Annotated in this window: 24 protein-coding genes; 5 read left to right on the top strand and 19 right to left on the bottom strand. The window is 49.2% G+C overall.

The features are described from left to right. Positions 1-13: 13 nt before the first annotated feature. From F7231_RS20555 to F7231_RS20515, 9 genes are all read right to left on the bottom strand, one after another. Positions 14-1,117 (bottom strand): AMP-binding protein, encoded by a 1,104-nt coding sequence (locus tag F7231_RS20555; protein WP_166693370.1) that lies wholly within the window; start codon positions 1,115-1,117, stop codon positions 14-16. Next, a complete protein-coding gene (locus tag F7231_RS20550; RefSeq protein WP_085412943.1) occupies positions 1,114-1,458 on the bottom strand; it encodes a hypothetical protein in 345 nt (114 codons plus the stop codon). The genes F7231_RS20555 and F7231_RS20550 overlap by 4 nt, the downstream gene beginning before the upstream one ends. 62 nt (positions 1,459-1,520) lie before the next feature. Continuing rightward, positions 1,521-1,865: a photoactive yellow protein gene (locus tag F7231_RS20545; protein WP_166693369.1), complete on the bottom strand. Its 345-nt coding sequence runs from the start codon at positions 1,863-1,865 to the stop codon at positions 1,521-1,523. 84 nt (positions 1,866-1,949) lie between these two features. After that, positions 1,950-2,318: a photoactive yellow protein gene (locus F7231_RS20540; RefSeq protein ID WP_085412945.1), complete on the bottom strand. Its 369-nt coding sequence runs from the start codon at positions 2,316-2,318 to the stop codon at positions 1,950-1,952. A 35-nt stretch (positions 2,319-2,353) separates the two neighbouring features. Continuing rightward, a complete protein-coding gene (locus F7231_RS20535) occupies positions 2,354-5,074 on the bottom strand; it encodes a PAS domain-containing sensor histidine kinase (protein ID WP_166693368.1) in 2,721 nt (906 codons plus the stop codon). 777 nt (positions 5,075-5,851) lie between these two features. Beyond that, positions 5,852-6,307, bottom strand: coding sequence for a 50S ribosomal protein L9 (gene rplI / locus F7231_RS20530; RefSeq protein WP_085412947.1), 456 nt, complete (start codon positions 6,305-6,307; stop codon positions 5,852-5,854). Between the two features lie 85 nt (positions 6,308-6,392). Further along, the gene (gene rpsR / locus F7231_RS20525; protein WP_085412948.1) at positions 6,393-6,644 is read right to left on the bottom strand and encodes a 30S ribosomal protein S18; all 252 of its coding nucleotides are present in this window, start codon (positions 6,642-6,644) and stop codon (positions 6,393-6,395) included. 2 nt (positions 6,645-6,646) lie between these two features. Continuing rightward, the gene (gene rpsF, locus F7231_RS20520) at positions 6,647-7,015 is read right to left on the bottom strand and encodes a 30S ribosomal protein S6 (RefSeq protein WP_085412949.1); all 369 of its coding nucleotides are present in this window, start codon (positions 7,013-7,015) and stop codon (positions 6,647-6,649) included. Between the two features lie 172 nt (positions 7,016-7,187). Further along, entirely contained in the window at positions 7,188-8,156 is a 969-nt protein-coding gene (locus F7231_RS20515; RefSeq protein ID WP_085412950.1) for a DUF8428 domain-containing protein, read from the bottom strand. Between the two features lie 175 nt (positions 8,157-8,331). On the opposite strand from F7231_RS20515, the gene F7231_RS20510 reads away from it, so the two are divergent. Beyond that, positions 8,332-8,997 carry a YggS family pyridoxal phosphate-dependent enzyme gene (locus F7231_RS20510; RefSeq protein ID WP_166693367.1) on the top strand — a complete coding sequence of 222 codons (666 nt, stop codon included), beginning with the start codon at positions 8,332-8,334 and terminating at the stop codon, positions 8,995-8,997. A 17-nt stretch (positions 8,998-9,014) separates the two neighbouring features. Here F7231_RS20510 and F7231_RS20505 read toward each other — a convergent pair whose 3' ends face one another. The 5 genes from F7231_RS20505 to F7231_RS20485 all read right to left on the bottom strand — a co-directional run bounded on the left by F7231_RS20505 (position 9,015) and on the right by F7231_RS20485 (position 11,948). Next, positions 9,015-9,743, bottom strand: coding sequence for a DUF3891 family protein (locus F7231_RS20505; RefSeq protein WP_166693366.1), 729 nt, complete (start codon positions 9,741-9,743; stop codon positions 9,015-9,017). Positions 9,744-9,853: 110 nt separating this feature from the next. Continuing rightward, positions 9,854-10,357, bottom strand: coding sequence for a pyridoxamine 5'-phosphate oxidase family protein (locus F7231_RS20500; RefSeq protein ID WP_085412953.1), 504 nt, complete (start codon positions 10,355-10,357; stop codon positions 9,854-9,856). 125 nt (positions 10,358-10,482) lie between these two features. Then, positions 10,483-10,896 (bottom strand): four-helix bundle copper-binding protein, encoded by a 414-nt coding sequence (locus F7231_RS20495; RefSeq protein ID WP_085412954.1) that lies wholly within the window; start codon positions 10,894-10,896, stop codon positions 10,483-10,485. A 28-nt stretch (positions 10,897-10,924) separates the two neighbouring features. Next, complete coding sequence (locus tag F7231_RS20490; RefSeq protein WP_229364875.1) at positions 10,925-11,230, bottom strand: hypothetical protein; 306 nt, start codon at positions 11,228-11,230, stop codon at positions 10,925-10,927. 223 nt (positions 11,231-11,453) lie between these two features. After that, entirely contained in the window at positions 11,454-11,948 is a 495-nt protein-coding gene (locus F7231_RS20485; protein WP_166693365.1) for a hypothetical protein, read from the bottom strand. Between the two features lie 171 nt (positions 11,949-12,119). Between F7231_RS20485 and F7231_RS20480 the strand changes: the two genes are divergently transcribed. Next, positions 12,120-13,712 (top strand): peptide chain release factor 3, encoded by a 1,593-nt coding sequence (locus F7231_RS20480; RefSeq protein ID WP_085412957.1) that lies wholly within the window; start codon positions 12,120-12,122, stop codon positions 13,710-13,712. Between the two features lie 77 nt (positions 13,713-13,789). Here F7231_RS20480 and F7231_RS20475 read toward each other — a convergent pair whose 3' ends face one another. Both F7231_RS20475 and F7231_RS20470 read right to left on the bottom strand, forming a co-directional pair. Continuing rightward, complete coding sequence (locus tag F7231_RS20475) at positions 13,790-14,548, bottom strand: oxygenase MpaB family protein (protein WP_310589362.1); 759 nt, start codon at positions 14,546-14,548, stop codon at positions 13,790-13,792. A 56-nt stretch (positions 14,549-14,604) separates the two neighbouring features. Then, positions 14,605-15,312: an OmpA family protein gene (locus F7231_RS20470; RefSeq protein ID WP_166693363.1), complete on the bottom strand. Its 708-nt coding sequence runs from the start codon at positions 15,310-15,312 to the stop codon at positions 14,605-14,607. 570 nt (positions 15,313-15,882) lie between these two features. On the opposite strand from F7231_RS20470, the gene F7231_RS20465 reads away from it, so the two are divergent. From F7231_RS20465 to F7231_RS20455, 3 genes are all read left to right on the top strand, one after another. Continuing rightward, positions 15,883-16,290 carry a response regulator gene (locus tag F7231_RS20465; RefSeq protein ID WP_085412960.1) on the top strand — a complete coding sequence of 136 codons (408 nt, stop codon included), beginning with the start codon at positions 15,883-15,885 and terminating at the stop codon, positions 16,288-16,290. 62 nt (positions 16,291-16,352) lie between these two features. Continuing rightward, positions 16,353-16,853, top strand: a complete 501-nt coding sequence (locus F7231_RS20460; RefSeq protein WP_166693362.1) for a methylated-DNA--[protein]-cysteine S-methyltransferase — start codon at positions 16,353-16,355, stop codon at positions 16,851-16,853. Positions 16,854-16,943: 90 nt separating this feature from the next. After that, positions 16,944-17,534, top strand: coding sequence for a hypothetical protein (locus F7231_RS20455; protein ID WP_166693361.1), 591 nt, complete (start codon positions 16,944-16,946; stop codon positions 17,532-17,534). Here the strand turns inward: F7231_RS20455 and F7231_RS20450 are convergent. The 3 genes from F7231_RS20450 to F7231_RS20440 all read right to left on the bottom strand — a co-directional run bounded on the left by F7231_RS20450 (position 17,499) and on the right by F7231_RS20440 (position 21,142). Then, on the bottom strand, positions 17,499-18,857 hold the full coding sequence (locus F7231_RS20450) for an MFS transporter (RefSeq protein ID WP_166693360.1): 1,359 nt from the start codon (positions 18,855-18,857) through the stop codon (positions 17,499-17,501). The genes F7231_RS20455 and F7231_RS20450 overlap by 36 nt on opposite strands. 312 nt (positions 18,858-19,169) lie before the next feature. Next, positions 19,170-20,174 carry a hypothetical protein gene (locus F7231_RS20445; RefSeq protein WP_166693359.1) on the bottom strand — a complete coding sequence of 335 codons (1,005 nt, stop codon included), beginning with the start codon at positions 20,172-20,174 and terminating at the stop codon, positions 19,170-19,172. Between the two features lie 332 nt (positions 20,175-20,506). Next, on the bottom strand, positions 20,507-21,142 hold the full coding sequence (locus F7231_RS20440) for a DNA-3-methyladenine glycosylase (RefSeq protein ID WP_166693358.1): 636 nt from the start codon (positions 21,140-21,142) through the stop codon (positions 20,507-20,509). Between the last annotated feature and the right edge of the window lie 50 nt (positions 21,143-21,192).

Here is a 21,192-nt window from a genome sequence, read left to right as displayed (position 1 = left end):
CGATGGTTGAAGCCTAATACAAATACATATGCTTGGGCACTTCGGGAGCGGTCAGCCGTTCGTTGATCCAGTGCAGACAGGCAAGCCGATTGCCTTCTGTCAGGGTGCGTAATCGGATTGCTGCATAAAGTTGACTGACCCCGCTGTCTGCTTTAGCATGCACATCACACTCGGCTACCAGTGGACACTCTTCTATAACGGTCCGAATATGAGCGATTGAAACGTTGACCCCCGCGATAGGCACAGTTTCGTCTATACGGCCCAGTACTTGTAGCTCGCGTTCAGAAATCCATTCCAGTCTGTCGGGGGCCGGGTATGTCGCTGCGGTATTTGTATTGGTAATCGTAGCGGGTGGACCCGGAAACCGCTTCAAGTAAGGAAACAGCATAAACGGCCGGTCGGGCGCGTGGCGATAAGCTATACCACCGGTATCTGACGAGCCATAAATTTCGGTCAGCCTGACGCCAGCCTCGTTGAGCTGATTGAAAAGATTGGGAGACATTGGTGCTGCTGATGATACGCCCTGGCACCGTATTGCGGGCGGGGCAGGGAGCGATCGGTACAGTAATTCCCAGGTGAGAGGTGTGCCAATGAGCAGGGTGTCTTCTGTTAAGTCGGCGGCTGTTATATGCGTTAATAAACGGATCGGACAACCCCACAGCGATGGAATCAGAATGGTGAAGATAAACCCGTAAATATGGTTGGCAGGAACAGTCGTGATTAGTTGCCTCGGTGTTGGCAGTAACTCAGTTAGAAACTGAGCTTCGGTAAGTAGCGTTGTTAAGGAGTGGGTAACCGCTTTGGCCGCGCCAGTAGTGCCCGACGTGCGGAAAGTCAGCACCTCATCAGCCTGCTCCCGCGCTCGCAGAATGCAGTTTATCCAGTGAGACAGGCTGGTGTGCGCTAATAGATAGTTGTTTGCAGAGGTTTGAAAAATGCCGAACAACTCATTCATATACGCTGCCAACTCCATACGCTGCAGGGAGTTTAAACCCAGATCATACTGGAGGTCTACAGCCGCCAATTCCTTTTCCGGAAACCTAAGGTGCGGTAGCTGAGTAATTCGGCTTGCCGTATCAAGAATAATTCGCCCGACATTATCAGTAGTCCAGATCATGCCCGTTTTCGGATTGCGTCAACCTTAACCAGAAAGTCGGTTACGTCATCGAAAAAGAACAGCAGACTATCCGGCGTGATCTTTTCTATCGTTAAGCTGAAGTGCCGCTCAATTAAGTTGTTTCCGTATGAAAAATGAATAATGTATGGCTCCTGATCGATGATGATGCCCGAATTCAAATGAAAGTTGATTAGCGCTTCCCGAATGATCGGTATGTAGCCAGACAGCGTATCGACGAGGTTGGTACCCGGAAGGTTCAGGTACGTTGCCAGCGGCATCATCAGTTGAACGGCTTTTGGATTTAATTGCCGAATTTCACCAGCTGCGTTGACTTCTACCATTGCTAATGGTGAACGATGGAAAATGGGGAGCAGCCTTTGCAAATGAAGTTGCGCTTCCATCATTAAGAAAATGATTTACGGTCAACCAGGAAGTACTGGTACTGGCTGTCTGGTGATTTAAGCAACCGCAACCGGACTTTGACAGGCTCGCACACATAAGTTAGAATGTAGTCTAGTTCTTCATCTAATTCTGGCTGCGCGTATTTTGAGGCGATCATCATGTTGTTGGCGCAGGGGGCTACTTGGGTAAAGTAGTATTTGCCTAGCGCATATTCCTGCGTAATTCCGGTGATGTGCGATTCTGACTTGCAGTAGGCTGCTACAACGCCATCGCGCGTCATACGTACAATCCCGAATGGAGCGTCATCGAGTTGGTCATCTGTTTGGGCCTCCAACCAGTTGAGCATGTTTGGATCTGAGAAAGTAGTAGGCTGAGTCACGATACGGCTGATTTGAGTGATTAGAGGAGAAGGTATAGTATGGGCAACTGGTTAAAAGATTTTGACCAGGAAGTATTGAAATTTGCTGTATGGTGACTTTAGTAACCGTAGTCGAACTCTGATAGGGTCGCACACATAGGTTAGAATGTAGTCCAGTTCCTCATCTAACTCTGGCTGCGCATATTTTGCTGCCACCATCATGTTATTGGCGCAGGGGGCTACCTGAGTGAAATAGTATTTACCCATTGCGTATTCCCTTGTGATACCTGTAATGTGTGATTCTGATTTGTAATAACCTGCCACAACACCCTCATGAGTCATTCGAACGATGCCAAAGGGGACTTCATCGAGCTGGTCATCCGTCTGGGTGTCTAGCCAGTCGAGTAGTTTTGGGTCCGAGAAGTCAACGAGTTTAATCATGATAGGCTCTGTTTTTCAGAATTTTGAGGTAAAATCTACGCGGGGAGATACACCCTGAATGTGGCTCCCTGGCCCGGCTTGCTCGACGCTGTTATGGTACCTTTGTGATTTTCAATGACTTTTCGGCAAATCGCTAGCCCAATGCCAGTACCCGGGTAGGCGGTTTTGCTGTGTAATCGTTGAAAGAGCTGGAAAATACGGTCGAGGTATTTTTCGTCGAAACCTATACCGTTGTCTTTGATGCTGATTTCGTGGAAGAACTGGATGTTACCCGAACCCTCGTTTGTCATCGACATGTCAGACTGTAGCACCATCGTAGGTAAGTCGGCGGGAGCTACCTTTTGCACCGTTATTCTAACAACTGGTGGTACATTGGGTCGATGGAAAATAATGGCGTTTAGCAGCAGGTTTCTAAACACCTGGCTGAGTTGAGCTCTATCGCCAAGAATGACAGGTAAATCGCTATAGTCAAATACGGCGTCTGATTCTTTAACCGCCACATACAGATCGTCAATGACCGTGCTGATCAGGCGCGTCAACGAAATAGGTTCAAACGGACTGCGTTGCGTGGATACGCGGGAATAGTTTAGCAGATCTGTTATCAGGGTAGACATCCGCTGAGCAGCCAGTTGCATGCGGCGAATCATGTCCCGGCCATTATCATCGAGCAACACAGCATAGTTATTGGCCAACAGGTCGCCGAACGATTGTATTTTTCGCAATGGTTCTTGCAAGTCATGGCTGGCTACATACGCGAATTGCTGCAGATTGTCATTACTTCTGCGTAATTCAGTGTTGGCTACCTCCAGTGCTTTATGCTGGTTTTTTAGCTCCGATACGTCTAGAAACGTAAACAGGACCAAGTCACCATGACGAATGAGTGATGATTTGAACCAACTGTAAACGCCATCGACGATAGTAGGGAGTACCCACTCTTTAGCAACTCCCGTTGTGGCTACTTCAGCTACCAGGTCAAAAAAAGCCTGGCCTTCCTCGTCGGGGAACAAGACAAGCATGCGCTTGCCAATCAGCTGATTCATTGTACGCTTCGACGTCTTGAGTTTGGCACTGTTGACCAACTCAATTACAAAATCGAAAATTTCACCCGGCTGTCCGTCAGCATCTTTCTTTCGGAGGGCTCTGTACAACACTAAACCCGACGGTTGCGCATTGATCACCATCTGCAACAGATCAGCCTGCTCTTTTTGTGCCAACTGCGCTTTATGCTGTTCCGACACATCCATAAAGGTCATCAACACGCCATCACCCACCCGGTTAAACTGGGCATCGAACCACCCGTCGGGGCGTTCGGTGTAGTAGGTGAGGATCATATGCTGGGTACGTCCGGTTTCTACTGTCTCCCGTAAAGCAGTCTCAAATTCAGTGCCTTTGAACCGTGGAAACAGGGTTAGCAAGTCCTGACCAATAAGATACTCATCTGTGTAACCAGTCAGGTAACTATTCATCCGGTTGGTAAGCCGGTATCGGAAATCAACAATCTGTCTGGTGCCATCCCGAACTGCATCCCAAAGCACGAGGCCGGCGGGCGTGTTGTTGCTAATTGATTGTAGAAGCTCCGTTTGCAGATGATTGGCCAACTGCGTCTTTTTAGTCTCTGTTACATCAGTTAAGGTCAGAATTAGTTGATCGCCCTTCGGCGTCATTGACGCCTGATACCAGTGCGTCTGGCTCAGGAGGTTGTAGGGCATTTCAAATTTGTACGCAGACGCTATCTCAACGCACATAATGCAGCGATTAACCAGACTCGACTCGCTATCGCTTTTTACCAGAGTTGTCAATAGTTTATCATCGTGGCTGGTAGCTATGGTACCAAATACTTTTTGAAAAGCGGTATTAGCATGGAGGATCTGAAAGTCGACTATGCGGTGGTTCGGATTTCGAATTGCTTTCAGAACAGCGAAGCCTACAGGTACACTCTCCAAAATGTCGGTTAGCAAATGAGCTTGCTGTTGAGTCGTTTCTTCCAACTTCAGGTGTAGTGTGATGTCATTGTACGTCACCATTACTCCGTTATCTATCCGAAGAATGCTGTACTCGCGCCAGATGTCATACTCTGGGTAGTACTTCTCCCCAGAGACAGGCGTACCCGTCTGATAAACTTGTACGTACTTGTCGAAGAGACCATTGATGCCAGTTGCAGGATAGATCTGCCAGAGTGTTCGGCCTATGAGTTCTTCGCGGGTATAGCCGCCACTCATCTTCAGTCCGGCTTCGTTGATCATCAAGAATCGAAAATCATCTATCTGCCCAGTCTCGTTATGTACAACCTCGAAAATAGTGATTCCGCTAAGTGAGGAATTAAAGGCCTGTGTAAGCACAGTGGCTAACCTGCCGGTTTCCTCATCGGTTTTGGTTTGTGTAATATTCGTGTAGGAAATAACAACGATATCCTCCACTGGCACTGCCGACACATCAAACCAACCCGGTTCTGTCTGGCCATTTAAAATGTATTCATTTTCGAAACGATCTGCTTTACCTGACAAGAGCACTTCCCGGAATCGTAAAAACAATTGATTGTTCACTTCGCCGGGAAAGAGCTTCTTGAATGAGGACCCCAGTAGGTTAATACCAGAGCGGCCCATGTCGCGCTCGGCAACAGCATTGAGCATAATCAAGCGAAGGTCATCGATGATACCCTTGTCATCACGCAAGCCTCTAAACAAAAGAACTCCGCTCTGAGAAGCCGTTACTAAGCTTTTCAGCAGAGCTGGAGCTGATTGAAGAATAGCATTCATATCGCTACATAAAACTGATTACGGGCTGTGAATTCGCCAAACTAATCCACGTAAGACCAGGTGACAATCAATTGTAAAGCTCATCTATGTGCATACAGGAGCAACAGCTTATTTACTTAAAGGAAAAAACTTATAAGGCTGATCCTGTTTGAGAGAGGACAACTGACAAACCGTATCGCTCGCTTTACTATACCTGGTTGGTGTAGTCAAGGCAATACGCGTAGTTAAGCTATTCGGAAGTGGCTGATCAGGCTAATAGACAACCTAATACCGATGATCGTTACTGTGTTACAGCTACGCAAGAAGGCTCTTTCGTAACTTGATTTATGGCAACCCTAGCGAAGTGCTCTGTTGCAGCGTATCGAGCGAATTTTCGGGCTAGACCTATGCTGTTTCTGTGAAAAGACCGCTTGCTATGCAATGTATTTAAGCAACAAACCTGGTTCGCTAACTAGATCAGCTACCACTACTGAGTTATCAGTTGTCCACTTCATGCAGGAGACCAAGAGAACTTTATCTGGTAAATGCGCTGTAACAACTAGATCCAACTAATAACTAGTAAGTAAAGCTGAGTAGTACTAACAGGAATGAGTAAATGTAATTACTTTGTTCAACTTTTCATAAACACCAGCCATAATCAGCATATACTATAAAATAATTTAATAAATAGTTAATTGAATAGGTTACTAAGGAGTTAACTAAACAAAAAAAACGGACCCCTGAGGGTCCGTTTCATATCAATGCAGGTAAACTTGAAGACCTACGTTAGGTTAGCTCTTAAGCTTGCAGCACAATTTCGCCAGCTACCTCTACCGTAACCTGGTGCTTCACTTCCTTATGGAGGTCAAGCGTAGCCTGGTATTCGCCCAGCGTTTTCACGTCTTCGATGGTGATTTTCTTCCGGTCGATATCGAAGCCTTTCTCGCGAAGAGCATCGGCAATTTGTGTGTTGGTAACCCGACCAAAGATTTTGCCGCTTTCGCCAGCTTTGGCGATCAACGTCAGTTTAAGATCACCGATCTGCTCGGCCAGAGCCAGAGCGTCATTTTTGATCTTCTCTACTTTGTGGGCAGCCTGACGAACGTTCTCGGCCACTACTTTTTTATTCGAGGGTGTTGCCATTACGGCAAAGCCCTGCGGAATCAGGTAATTACGACCGTAGCCCGGCTTCACCGAAACGATATCGTTCTTATACCCAACGCCGGTTATATCGGTTTTGAGAATGATTTCCATTGGAAAAATGAGTTTGTCGTTTGTTGTTTGTCGTTTGATGTTTCAAACGCTGGAACGTCAAACATCAAGCAGAAAACAGCAAACTCTATTTAAGTGAATCGGCTACGAAAGGAAGCAGGGCAAGGTGACGGGCGCGTTTAACGGCCTGGCCAACTTTGCGCTGGTATTTCAGGCTGGTGCCCGTGATACGGCGGGGCAGGATACGGCCCTGATCGTTCAGCAACTTCAGCAGGAAATTGGGATCTTTATAATCGATGTACTTGATACCGGCCTTCTTGAAGCGGCAGTATTTCTTGCGGACTTCGCCGCTATTCATTGCTTCGTTCTGTAAGCTCATGGTTATTTAGCGTCTGCAGTTTCTTGTTTTTTCTTACCCACCAGGCCGTTTTTCTTACGGTCGTTGTACTCAACGGCATGCTTGTCCAACACAGTCGTCAGGTCACGAATCACACGCTCGTCACGTAGATACTCAATGTTGAGTTTCTCGATCAGCGACGGATCACACTTAAACTCGAACACCTGATAGTAACCCGTGTTCTTGTTTTTGATGGGGTAAGCCAATTTACGCAGACCCATGCTGTACTCATGTACAAGCTCAGCTCCGTTGCCAGTTAGCAGCGTCCGATACTTGTCAACGGCGTCCTTTATCTGAGATTCAGATAAAACGGGAGTCAGGATGAACACCGTTTCGTAGTTCTTTTGGAACATGATTTAACTTATTTGATTTGAAATGAGGGCGCAAAGGTAAGCAAAAACAAAGAAAGTTTCAAGCTTCAGGTTCTAAGTTTCAAGGGTTTCCCTGATCCACAACGAGGTAGACCGGCAGAACTCCTGAAACCAGAAAGCTGAGACTTGAAACTTTACCTTGAACTTGGTAAGCTTATTTCACTGTGAACTCGCCCTGACCAATGCGGAAGCCTTCCGAGTAAATCTCGACGGTGTGCCGTCCTTCATTGAACCGCTGACCGCCCCGACCATAGATAAAGGCAATTTGCTGGCCTGTGTTGTTGAAATCGATCCGTTGCATGGCTGTGTAGATCATTTCTTTGTTGGCATACGTAAACTCGCCAGAGCCCGTGGCCATGTCAGATACAACCGCACCACTGGGGTCAAGAATGCGCAGGTAAATGTCTTTGGCGTTTTGCTGAGCCAGCGGATTTGGGCTCAGTCGGAACGACACCTTAATTTTGTCAAGGCGTCTGGCTCTGTAACTACCACCATCCTGCTCTTTGCCACGGGTATTCAGCGCAGTTACGGCAATGTCTTCAGCATGTAGGGCCGCCGCAATGGTTACCTTGTCAGTCAGTTCCCGGTTGCGCGCCTGTACCTCCCTGGCTTTGGCCGCGTAGCTGACAACTGTATCAGATAACTCCTGCTTCTCCGATTTCAAGTTGACGTTCTCTGAGGTTAATGCGGTGTTCTGCTCAGTCAGGATGCCGTTTTCTTCTCGCAATCGGGCAATTTCACGATCTTTTTCGGCTAGCAAGTTCTCGTAACGGCTGATCTTCTGATTGAAGGCACGAGCGTTGAAGTTGTTTACGTCGCGCACCTGAATTCTGTCTTTCTCAATCTGCTCCTTTACTTTCAGCAACGAATCGACGCTGCCGCCAAGCTGCTGAATCTCGGCAATTTTAGCATCCAGTTGGGCCGAGATGGAATCGAGTTTCATTTTCGTCACCAGCACCTCTTCGGTCTTGGCGGCGATGGTCGCATCTTTTGTTTTGTTGTTCTCTTTTTCCTGATACCAGAAATAAAGCAATAGCACGTTTAACGCAGCTAACGCCAATAAGGCAATGATAAGAAAACTACGACTACTGTTATCGTTTCTTTTTTCGGGTCGTTGTTCCATAAGACAGGATACAGGGAATGCGGTTAGAGTGGAAACGGCCGCTCACGGACAAATGGTATAGCTTGTTGAGCGAATTCACTGGTTTGAGGGGGAAAAACTACGGCATTCTCCACGAAACTCAAACCTATCTTTGCACAATCTTCCCTAATGGTAGGCCACGTGCCGTGCATTACATATGACAATTCAAGATTCTATACAGCAAATTGAGCAACAAATAGCAGGTAGAGCAGCGCTGGTAGCCGTTACCAAAACGAAACCAGTGGCTATGCTTCAGGCTGCCTACGACGCTGGCTGTCGGCGTTTTGGCGAGAATCGCGTGCAGGAAATGGCCGACAAGCAACCGCAGCTCCCTGCCGATGTGCGCTGGCATCAGATTGGTCACCTGCAAACCAATAAAGTGAAATACATTGCTCCCTTTGTCAGTCTGATCGAGTCGGTGGATAGCCTTAAATTGCTTGAGGAAATTAACCGTCAGGCCCGTAAAAACGATCGTGTGATCGATTGCCTGCTACAGGTATATATCGCTGATGAGGAAACTAAATTCGGGCTTCTTCCCGACGAAGTAATCGATTTGGTACAGTCCCCCGCTTTGGATGAACTGACCAATATCCGGATTGTCGGCCTGATGGGAATTGCTACCAATACAAATGATGAAGGGCAGATACGGCAGGAGTTTAAAAGCCTTAAACAGCTATTTGACGCGCTAAAGTCAGTTGAGCGGCCCAACGTGACTCTGAGTGAACTATCGATGGGGATGAGCAGTGATTATCTGATCGCTATCGATGAAGGGAGTACCATGGTGCGCGTTGGCAGTGCTATTTTCGGTAGCAGAAACAGCTAGTGAGCTACACCAGTCTTTTACTCCTTACACAATCTCCATTCACGTACCTGGATAGGCGCCTGCTGAAGAGCATTGTAGAGCGCTTTGTCATCGGTAAACATAAGCTGCGAAACGGTGTTGTACTCAAGCTGAACGCTGAACTCAGGTACGTCATAAGGCCAGGGGTCAACGCAGAGTGAACCGTCTGGTCGCTGAAGAACAAAATAATGCACGCCGTCGGGGCCAACGCTGATCTCCAATCGGCGGCCTTCCGGCGGTACCTGATTCATGCAAAGAATCAACGAAAAGGCGTCGCACCATTGCACAAAATCGTAGGCGTACTGCGCTACGGCTTTGGATACGCCATATTGCCGTCGCCACGACTTTTGATTGTCTTGCTGCTGATCCAGAAACTGATCCAGCTCAGTTGATTTGCCACGCTTTTCTTCATACAGGAATGTAGCGTGCATAGACACCATCAGGGCATTCCAGCGACTTTTCTGCAAAGCCACTTCTACCATGGTTTTAGCTTGATCAGCCGAGAATTCCAGTACCTGAAAATCAAGTGGAGCACCTGCTTCCGTCAGGTGATTACGTCCTTCGTAGGGGAGTTGACCGTCGTCGTGTTCGGTAAGGGCAATCAGCGTTTCGGGCCAGTGCTGCGGGCGCATAGCCGGTTGCCAATGCATGGCTAACTGAAAAGCCAGTAGACCATGGGCGGGTTGGTGAGCGATTTCCCAGCCCACGTCAACAAGACGAACAATCATGATTAATACGTTTGGTGCTTACAGTTTCACTGTTTGTCGTTGCGCTACTCAGGTACGTATGCTGAACTGGCAGCGTAACGACAAACAGTAAAACCGCAAACGGCAAACTATTAATTGGTGATTTTTACGTTTTCACCTTCTTTGTAGGTGTCACCAGTAATGGCGGCGCGGGCCATCTCGAAAAGGCGCACGATACGGCTGTCGTTCGAGTCCCAATATTCGGCCATTTCGGTATGTACTTTCAACAGGGTCAGTTCAGGATCCTCCTTGCCTTTGGGGAACCAGGGCTTTGCCATGTCTGACCACAGTTCGTCGATCTTAGCCCGGTTGTCTATCTCCTGGGCAGTACCCGAGATCGATACAAAATCAGAGTCTCCCGCGTCGGCGAAGCTAAGGTTAACCTTGCGTTCGTTGTGTTCGACCTGTTCTACTTTCGGCGACGACTTTGCGGTGAAGAACCAGAACGTACCATCGGCATCCATTTGCATGCAGGCCATTGGTCGACTTACCAGGTTTCCCTGTTCGTCAACGGTCGTCATCATAGCGATACGAATGTCATCGACCATTGTTTTGATTTTTTCTAAGCCGGCGTTTTTCTGTTGTTGAGTTTCCATAGTGTTGAGCAAAAAAAAAGTTTACTGTTTTCAGCTTGCCGTTTTCAGGTGAGCTGCCAGTTAAAGCAGTTCGTTGAAAGCAGGAATACTGAAAACGGTAAACTTAAAACTGTAAACTGGTATGATTAGTTATAAAGCGCGTCGCGCAGATCGATGCCGTAGAAGAGCGAAGCTGGCGTTGATGTTGCGATGGTATCCGCTTCGCGGGGCGCATCCATCTTCAGGATGCTTGAGCAGCTAACGATTGTCTGCTGGCACATAGCGTATACCTGCTTTGCCCGCTCACCAGTCAACTGCTGCGCCTCGTTTGCACACTTTTCGCACACTTCGATGCAAGTCTGAGCAAGCAAACGGGTGTTTTCTGATCCACGAACATAAAGCATAGCTACTTGACGACATAGATCGGCACAGTCCAGATTAAGAAAGATGAACCGGTACCAGTTTTCAATATCAGCTGCCCGTGATGATTCGGTGGCAGATTCGTCGCACAAAGCGGCACAGCCGGTTAATGTGTCGTAAATAGTCTTATTCCAGATCATGGTTAAAATGGGTTATCGAGGCGTTTAACTAGGCTTGAGGAAAGTTGTATGCCGATTGTGTTTGAGTGTCGGGATATGACGCACGGGCTTGCCGGCGAGCTTCAATGATACTGGCCTGAATTGCTTCCTGACGATCTACGCCACCGTTGGCCATCATCAGGTTTGCTAATTCAATCGCTTTCGCCCGAGTGCTCGGGCTTAATGACCGCATTGCAGCGGGAAAGTGAGTAGGAGTCCAGTTCATAGAAGTTGTCATATTGCCTGCTGTTCTGCCGACATAGTTAAATAATTGTGCCAGATTAGAAATAAGCTGTAATAGAAAGTAAGCAATCAAAAAAATGTATTGGTAATCAGTGTTTTATGTTTAATTATTGTTGTTTAAAGCGGCAAATGGCTGCTGTATTGCGCGAAAAAGTGTAGACTTTTTTACACACTTTTTTCCACAAAAAATCCCCGACTGTGGAAGGTCGGGGAGTCACACGGACACGTGTGAATACTGATTGTACTACGCCTAGTGACGGGTCGACTAAGTGAAAGTAACGTTGTCCTCAACGGAATTAATCGACGTCCAGGGCATCTACACGGTCGTCAACGCCATCCTTAACTGTCTCTATTGCTTTTTTAGTCGTAGTCCAGCTAGTGGCTGTAACCTGATCAAGTTGTTTCAGTAACCCTGTCATAGTAGCCCGTTCCTTTTTCAGGGTTGAAATGGCAGTTGTCATCTTGGTCTTGGCAACTCCCGAAGCCGATGCCATGTCGCGTTCGTACTTGGCTGTTTTTTCATCTATATCTTCAATTTCGGCATTCAGTTCCTTGCGCATATCATCGCGGTCGGCATCCCACGTCTTCTTGAAGTCTTTTCGGGCCGAATCAAGATCCGCCTGTTTATTCATGACCTCTTCTTTGGTAGCACCGTCTACCTGGGCATCCACCACTTCCTGCTTCGCCTCGGCTACGTTCTCGGCTTTATTCTCGGTCTTCGATTCGCAACTCACCTGGAACGTACCCAGCGCAAGGGCCAGCAGCGCTATTGCATATGTGTTCTTTTTCATAACGTTATCGTTTTTCTCTAGTAAACAGACAGACCTGCTGAAGGTTTTTTGCCGGTGAGGAATCAATTAGGCTGCCCGATCGTGTGCGATAGCTCGCTCGTTGTGCGGAGTAACTTCCCTTTACCCCCGTTTTTTCGTACCTTTGTTCCCTGATTCTTAGAAAAGTACTAAATGAACAGAGAGCAGGAAATTGCCCGTCGGCGGACCTTCGCCATCATCAGCCACCCCGATGCCGGCAAAACCACACTGACCGAAAAACTGCTGCTTTTTGGCGGAGCCATTCAAACCGCCGGCGCTGTAAAATCAAATAAAATCAAGAAGTCGGCTACTTCCGATTTCATGGAGATCGAGAAGCAACGGGGTATCTCCGTGGCTACGTCGGTAATGACCTTCGACTACGACGGAAAGAAGATAAATATCCTTGATACGCCCGGTCACAAAGATTTTGCCGAAGATACGTATCGCACCCTGACCGCTGTTGACAGCGTTATCCTGGTCATCGACTGCGTAAAAGGGGTGGAGGAGCAGACCGAACGCCTCATGGAGGTGTGCCGGATGCGGGATACGCCGGTAATTATCTTCGTGAACAAAATGGACCGCGAAGGCCGTAACCCGTTCGACCTGCTGGACGAACTCGAGGAGAAACTGAACATCCGGGTACGTCCCCTGACGTGGCCCGTTAATATGGGGTCTGACTTCAAAGGGGTGTACAGCCTTTACGAGAAAAAGTTATATTTCTTCCGTGTCAATAAAACCAAAGTAGAAGACGATGTCTTGCCTATCGAGCTGGATGATCCACTGCTCGACGAAAAGGTTAGCACTCGCGATGCCGATCAGCTACGCGAGGATGTGGAACTGATCGAAGGCGTATATGATCCGTTTGACGTAGAAGCTTACCGGGCGGGTAAGATTGCCCCCGTGTTTTTCGGATCGGCGGTTAACAACTTTGGCGTGAAGGAACTGCTTGACGGTTTCTGTCAAGTGTCACCTGAGCCTATTGCCCGGCCAACCGATAAGCGGATCGTGGAACCGGAGGAGCCCAAATTCAGTGGCTTCGTATTCAAGATACACGCTAACCTCGACCCGCGTCACCGTGACCGTATTGCATTTCTGCGGGTATGTTCGGGCTTGTTCGAGCGAGGCAAGTTTTATCACCACACCCGCCTCGACAAAGACGTGCGGTTCTCCAGCCCGTTCAGCTTTATGGCCGACGCTAAAGCCGTTGTCGATGAAGGGTTCCCCGGCGACGTGATCGGCCTGTACGATACAGGTACGTTCAAGATTGGCGATACACTGACCGAAGGTGAAGATTTTCAGTATCAAGGCATTCCGAGCTTTTCGCCCGAGTTGTTCAAAGAACTGGTCAACCTCGACCCGATGAAAACCAAGCAGTTGGACAAAGGCATTCAGCAGTTGACCGACGAGGGCGTGGCGCAATTATTTACATTGGCCCTGGGTAACCGGAAAATTGTGGGTACGGTGGGTGAGCTTCAGTTTGAGGTGATTCAGTACCGCCTCGAACACGAGTATGGGGCTAAGTGCCGCTGGGTGCCTATGAACACGAGCCGCGCCTGCTGGATTACCGCCGACGATAAAGTCAAGCTGAACGAATTTATTCGTCTGAAAGGCAACCAGGTAGCCTACGATAAAGACCAGAATCCTGTGTTCCTGGCTGAGTCGGACTGGATGCTGCGGATGAACCAGGATAACAACCCGGATATCACGTTTCACAAAACATCGGAATTCAAAACCGAGATGGCGTAAGTTGTTATTGAGTAGCTACGAAAAAGGGTCGATCATCAAGTTTGGGATCGACCCTTTTTCGTAGCTACTCAATAAGGCTATGGCTTGCGTTCTAGGGCCTGAATCTTACCCAGGTACGTGGTTGGTAGCAAAATGCGCTGCACCAATGCACGTAGGCCCAGGGAACGGCTTAAGGGGTAGATCCAGAGTAGGCTGGCCAGCCAGGGGCGTTGGGGCAGGTCGAGCATGGTGGCAACGCGGGTTGGGACCAACAGGCTCTGAGCTTGCCGTAGCAAGTCGTACCGCCAATCACCAATTTCTTCACGATACCGCCGGAACAGCGTATCAGTATACGTGCTGCGTTCGAGGTCATTGGCCAGGTGTGCTTGCCGGTCAACAACCCAGTCAGCATACGTAGCGGGTAGGCCAGGTACGTTCATGCCTTCGCCCACATGCCTGAATACCTCGAACAGGTCGTTGCGTTCGGCATCGGTGAGCGGTCGATGAAGCAGGGCATAGGCTCGTTCTGAGTAATCGATCAGCATGTAGAGTACGTCGCGGTAGGCCCAGTCGGGAATGGCGTAACCCCGTTTATTTTCGACGCCCGCATGGATAGACGCCATCCGGCCCACAGCTTGCCGAGCCTGTGCAGCATCGGCAAAAACAATCTGCTGCGCATACTGAACTGTAGAAAACAATCGTCCAATAGGATCGGCGGGGAGCTTTCCGGTAAAGAATAACCAATCGACGGCTTTGTTAAGCGCGAACTCAGCGGCCGACCCGGCGAAGACAAGTAAAATGACGTCGGCGTCTCCCCAAATACGGCGAACAATAGAAGGCTCTTGAATAGGTACCACGGCAGAAATAGAGTCAGGTGCCAAAGGTACTACGCATCGGTATACCAACGGGTTTGCTACAGCACCACAAACTCAACGCGGCGGTTACGGCGTTTATTTTCTTCTACATCGTTGGGCGCGGCCGGGCGGCTATCGCCATACCCTGCACTCTGGAGCCGGGCCTCGCTGATACCTTTTGTGGTCAAATAGTTAGTGATCACCTTAGCCCGGTTTTCAGACAGTAATTTGTTGAGGCGACGGTCACCGACGTTATCGGTATGGCCGGCAATTTCGATTCGAAGTGCGGGCTCGCCCTGGAGGGTGCGGACCAGTTTGTCGAGTTGTTCAAACGACTCGGGGCGCATGTGGTAGCTACTCTGGTCGAAATACACTTTATCGAGCTGAATGGCTTTTCCTTTGGTGAGTTGCCTGAATATGGTGTCAGTCCTGTCGAGTGGAACCGAGTAGCCGTAGGTGGCACAGGTGTCGCAGGGGGCAACCATCACAAATTCACCTTCGTCATAGCCTGGCGCTGAGGCTACCACCAGCAATGAGTCGGCGCGGGTCATGATAAATTCGAAGTCGCGGACGGGGGTGGCTGGACCAGCATAATCTTTTTTTGCCAGATAGGCATGTACTTTAAAAGCAGCGGGAAGTTTTGCGCCTGTTTTGGCATCGACCGCCGCCAGCGAGAAAAGCGTATTCGTTGGCTTGTTGGAGAGAACAATGGGCTGAGCCAACCCAAAGCAGGGCAAAAGCACCAGCAGAAGCAGTAAACGACACATAAGATTAACGGATAGAGATGGGTTAACGAAACGTAGTCAAATTTCGGGCCGAATTCGTGCTGCCGGTGAGCGATTTACGGGCAACATACCACCGTTACCGATCGTTTTGTACCTTGACAACCTAAACACAGCGTAACAATGGCTAAAGCACAGGATGCCCGTTCCGAGAAAAAAAAGGAACCGACTAAATCGCCGAAGGAAAAGAAAGCAGCGAAGCAGGATAAAAAAAATGAGCGCAGCCGCCGTCAGGATTAAATGACGACCCATTCATGTCAACGCACCAGTCCAGTAACGGTCTGGTGCGTTGTACGTTAGGGGCTACCGGTACAGAAATATCGGCCCGAAAGTTGCTGTAGTAGACTGACCGGCTCCAGAGTCGCCTGGCTGCAAATGGAGTGGCTTCGACGCCAACTCATAGCTTATGGCTTGGCTGTACGAATGGCTCAGGCACGGTACAATGACTAAGTTTTTCAGGATATCTCCACCATTTTACGGTTACTAAGCAAACGAACCTACTCTCGCATTCAATTAGGCCGCAATTTTGCCAGCTGATTGTTTTACTCAACACCCATGGATAAACGTCTCCACTGTATTTTGCTGGTCGATGACGACCCCGACGACAACTACATTCACCAGTTGGTCATTGCCGACTGGGGAAACTGCGATACAATTCGCGTAGCCGAGAATGGGAATGAAGCCCTTGCTTACCTGTCTGATACCAGCTCACCTGACTACGTTCGACCAGAGGTCATTTTGCTGGATATCAATATGCCCGGCATGAACGGATTTGAGTTTTTGGAAGAGTACCACAAACTAGCCGATAACCTGAAGAGTAATGTGGTGGTGATGATGCTGACCACGTCGCTCAATCCGAGCGATGAGAGTCGCGCTGAACAGTTCAATGAGGTAACGGGCTACCGAAATAAACCGCTTACTAAAGCGATGCTCGACGATGTGCTGATCGGGCATTTTTCGTAAGTTAGCTTCTGGCAGTGATGGTCAGGCTGGCGGTCTGACCCAACTTTCCCTGCTTCAGTTGTATGCATACGTACCTGTCTTCACCACTGGGCACCCTCCGCATCACCGGCGACGTATCGGGCGTGTCGGCCATTTCCTGCCTGGATGATCCCATGCCCGATCTGTTCCTGATGCGAAATCTGCCCCCGCCCCTTCAACAGGCTGTCGATCAGCTAACCGACTATTTCGATGGTATTCGTAAAGACTTCACTTTTCTGATGAACCCCATCGGTACGCCTTTCCAGCAACGGGTCTGGGAAGCCCTGCTGACGGTACCCTTTGGGCAAACGCGCTCGTACCTGGCCCTGGCCCGGCAGTTGGGCGACGAGCGTGCCATTCGGGCGGTGGCATCAGCCAATGGGCGTAATCCACTCGCCATTGTGGTACCCTGCCACCGTGTCATTGGCTCCGACGGTAGCCTGACTGGTTATGCCGGTGGGCTATGGCGCAAGCAATGGTTGCTGGAACACGAAGGGTCACGCCGTAAAGCCAACGCAGGTCAGTTGAATCTGTTTATGCTATAGCGTACTGCTACCAGGTACGTTACTTTCGCAAGGCCCTGTTCCGGTAATAAACCACCTCATTTATCGTTCGCTTTACTTAATCGGCTGACTATGAAGCTTTCAATATTCTGCGTACTCTTGTTACTGGTCGTTTGCCTGCCGAACTCCTTGAGGGCGCAGGATCAGTTTGTATGGGAACGTTATACGACTGCCTGGGTATCTGACGAAAATGAAGACAGCCAAGATCAACTGCCTATTAGTCGATTACCCAGTTCATTGGGAAAGCCGGGATCGGGTATCCGGCTGATTATTCCCAACAAGGATGCGATTTTTCGCCATGCTAACGGCAGCGAGTATATCAAACTCTACCTTGTCAATGCAACAGCGGATACACTGAACGTACCCCGGCAGGATGCCACCCTTAGCGGCATTGCAACAGAGGTGTTTGTTGATGGGCAATGGAAAATCCTTCAGACCTCGAGTGCCTCATCGTGCGGCAATAGTTACTGGCAAATGACTATGCGGGCAAACCATTTTCTGAGTGTAGAACTGGAGAAAAAGACCAAAGGTGGGATCACCGTTCCATATCGGGTGAGGATGAAAACCCCAACGTTCGAAGTAATCTCAAATGCCACCACGATTCAGTTGACTCCGGCCCTGTTACAGCTAGCTGGAACGAGGCCGCCCGCTATCTCTGGTTAGCCGATCAGCATTCGCTCGGTTTCGGCCCGTCCAGATGACCCAACCCAGTGCTGCGCTGGCCATTGCGGCGGCGAAGAGGCCAATAGTGGGGGCTTGCACCAGGCGCTGAGCGTGCCCGGACAGGAAGGCCCCAATGACGTCGGACAGATTAATGAGTGCCATGTAGGTTGTGAACTGCGAGCCTTCTACATCGGTGCGGCAGAGGGCCATCAGGATCGGGATGGCAGCAACGCTGAGGCTGGGGTCCATCATGTTCCAGCAAATAGCCCCCGCTGCGGCAACGACCTGATTCGTCCAGTAGGGAGCCAGCAGCGTGATGGTCAGCAGGTACGTTACATGGAATGCCATGATATAGGGTATTAGTTTGGTTGCCCCCAACCGATCGGCCAACCAGCCACCCACCAGGATTACAGCAATAACAATCAACACACCATAGCTTCCCGTAAGGCCAGAGAGTGCTGTGTCGCTCCAGCCCAGTTTCTGGATCAAGTGAACGTTATAGGCCCGTATGAACGCGTTTTGAGCCGAATACACTAGCAAGATCGGGATGAACCAGTTCAGGCTTTTGCGGGCCGTCAGACCTCGGAATAATTCTCGAAATAGCCAGCCAATGGGGTGTGTATGCTGCTGAGCGTTGGTAGCCTGTAGCGCGTTGCGGGGTTGACCGGGTATTAAAGCATCGGTGGCCTGCTCGCGAATGAAAAACGTACAGCCTGTGGCAAGTAGTAAGAAAGCCGACTGCGTAAGCACAGCCGTGTGGAAGCCCTCATGGTGCATAATGTAGGATAAACCCGCCGCGCCAAGACCCGTTCCCAGCAGAAAGCCACCGCGCATGCAGGCGTTTATGCGACCACGCTCATGTTGGGGAATGGTCGAGATGGCCATCGCGTCAACGCTGGCGTCCTGCACTGATGCGAAGGTGCCGTGAATCAGGAATGTCAAACCGAGCAGCGTGACATTACTGGCAGGATCATCGATGTACAGCATGGACAGCGAAGCCAGAAAAGCCAGAAACTGCGTTACCAGCACCCACGGTCTGCGTCGACCCAGCGCTGATCCCTGGAATTTATCGATGAATGGCCCCCAAATAAACTGAAACGTCCAGGGCAGTCCCTGCATGGCTACGAACGTACCGATGCGGTCGGGACGAAGGCCTTCGGCAGCGAGGTAGTTGGCGAGTGCAGTCGTGGCGAACCCAGCCGGAACCCCCTGCATCACATAGAGATAAAAGAACGTAACGAATCTCAATCGCCTGCTTTGGCTCAACACAAGCCCGGGGCGGGGGACAGACGGGAAAGCCGTTGTCGGTGAGTACTCTTCCATAGATAGCCTAAACTACAGAGGCCCCCCAACCGGCTATGCCGTACAGTAAAGAATCTGACGTATGGGTCGTTACAACTACTGACGCTGTTGCAAGATCCTTGGTAGTTGTACCGACTGCTTCGAATACATACATCAGGCATCTGCTGGGGTGCTGCCTGTACCGCTACTATATAAAAGAAGCCAGAAGATAGCGAAACAGCGAAACGATATCAGGTTGACCTCACATCGTTTTTCTAGTTCACTATACTCCTGGCCTCAATGTAATCCCGGTCACAGACACTGTTATCAGGATTGAGAACGGATAACTGATTATTAATTACAGTTACCTGATACGATTACTTTTTTCGACACAGATACAGTGGTTGAGTTGCTGGCTGCATTGCCTTTTACGACACCCGTAAGTGTAACGGTGTACTCACCGACGCCCAGCACTGGCTTTACTTCGTCGCCTTTAGCGCAGGTGATATTGCTGCTTGCGTTGTTGCCTGAGAATGAATCGAACAACAGAATGTCAGAGGCCATTTTGCCATTGGCGTTGTAGCCCAGGTAATTCGTAACGGTTGTGTTAGCGATCAGATCGACGTAGTTGCCGTTCGTACCGGCGTTGGTCATGTATCGGAAATCTGTGCCATTTACGATAGAGCTCGAAATCGGGGTCTCGCTCACAACAGTGCCTTCAGCATTGGTGATGGTAATCTTCAGGTCGGTAACCCGGCTTGTAAGGCCATCGTCGGCCAGCAGGCTAAACGAATACTTCAAGGGGTGCGTTTTCGACGACAGGGCAGATAGACCGGCAATGGTTACGTTAACGGGTACCTCAGCTGTTTCTTCACCACCGGTTACCTTCGAATCCCAGGCAGTAAGGGGAGCCACTGTAGCGCCTGTAACTTGATAGGTGTACGACCATTTCCAGCCTCTTGTGCCGTTTACAACTTTCGTGTAGCTGTAATCTGTCAGCTTTCCTCCAGCGTAGAATACACATTTATCGCTGAGCACATTATTATTCCCAATCGGGTCCGGTGCTGGTGCACCCGGTGATGTTTGAATAGAACCAGAACCCGTATTTACCACTGGTCCCGACGGAGCCGATGTGGTGTAGTACGTCTTGGCAGCATCTTTATTGAACGTATACACAACTCCCTGTGTGATCGTAACGGGCGTTACATCCAGGTCGGCCATGATACCCTGAGCCGTACTAGCTGACTCTTTAGCACCCGATGGGCTGGGTAAATTGCGTTGATCAACAGAATCGGTACAGGCAAGGGTAGCCATTACAAGACTGGTAGCGACCAGTGAGGATAGAATAGAAATTTTCATGATGAATAATCGAATTGAGTATCACTTAAGTGTGAATTTTCATATAAATATATGTATACAAGCAGTTTACAAAGCAATACACGAATGAACTAATGAATTATATAGTATTATACTTATGTATTTATTCTTTTAACTACATATGTGTATGCTTTTAACAGTAAAAAGTATAGTAAGTGTTGGTATAATTAAACTAATTAATAAATTAATATATGTAATTATGTTGAAATATTAGTTTGATTACTTAAGTAATAAGTTGCTATGTTATACCTGATCAGCTCTTGTCATTGTCTATTATTGAGATAAGGGTAGTTGAGATGGAATGGGCTGGTAAACTACTTTTTGCTGACAAATCGATTACCTTTCACGTAGTAGCGGTAGGGGAGGTCGACGCCCTGAGTTATGCCAATGCGGGTAGTTGTGACCATCTCAAAGTCGGTGAGTGCGCGGGGGCGAATGGCGACAGGGCCGGTAATGAGCGACGAAAAATTGTGTTCCTGCCGGTTGATCCCCAGGGAGATGACGAGTTTGCCGGGCCCATTGCACAGGTTGCGGAACCCATCGGCAGTTGTAGGGTCGACAGTGTTGTTTCGGTAACGTTCGAAGCCCGTTTTTAAGGCTTCATTACGGCGCATGGCCATCAGCCCGATGCCTTCGGTGGGTTGCAGGGCCCGAATCAGAATAGCCTCGCCCACTCCCTCCGGACCTGTTACTACGTTGATGCAATGGTAGTGGTTATAGATCTGGTATACATACAACGTACCTGCAGGACCAAACATGGCGGCATTGCGCGGAGTTGGGCGGCGATAGGCATGACAGGCAGGGTCGCCGGTGATGTAACCTTCAGTCTCGACAATGATACCCGCTGTAACGCCCTCCGGCGACTCATGGACCAGCTCGCAGCCAAGTAATAACTGAGCTAGCGTGAGGGTGTCGTGTTGCTGATAAAAGTCGAGTGGGAGCGTATTCATGGTTGTTTCTTTGTCAGAAATACAGGATTAAACGGGTTTTGTTTCGTTAT

This window comes from Fibrivirga algicola (assembly GCF_011742925.1).
Lineage (GTDB): Bacteria > Bacteroidota > Bacteroidia > Cytophagales > Spirosomataceae > Fibrella > Fibrella algicola.
The sequence above is the reverse complement of the archived record's forward strand: the minus strand, read 5'-3'. Positions and strand labels throughout refer to the sequence as shown.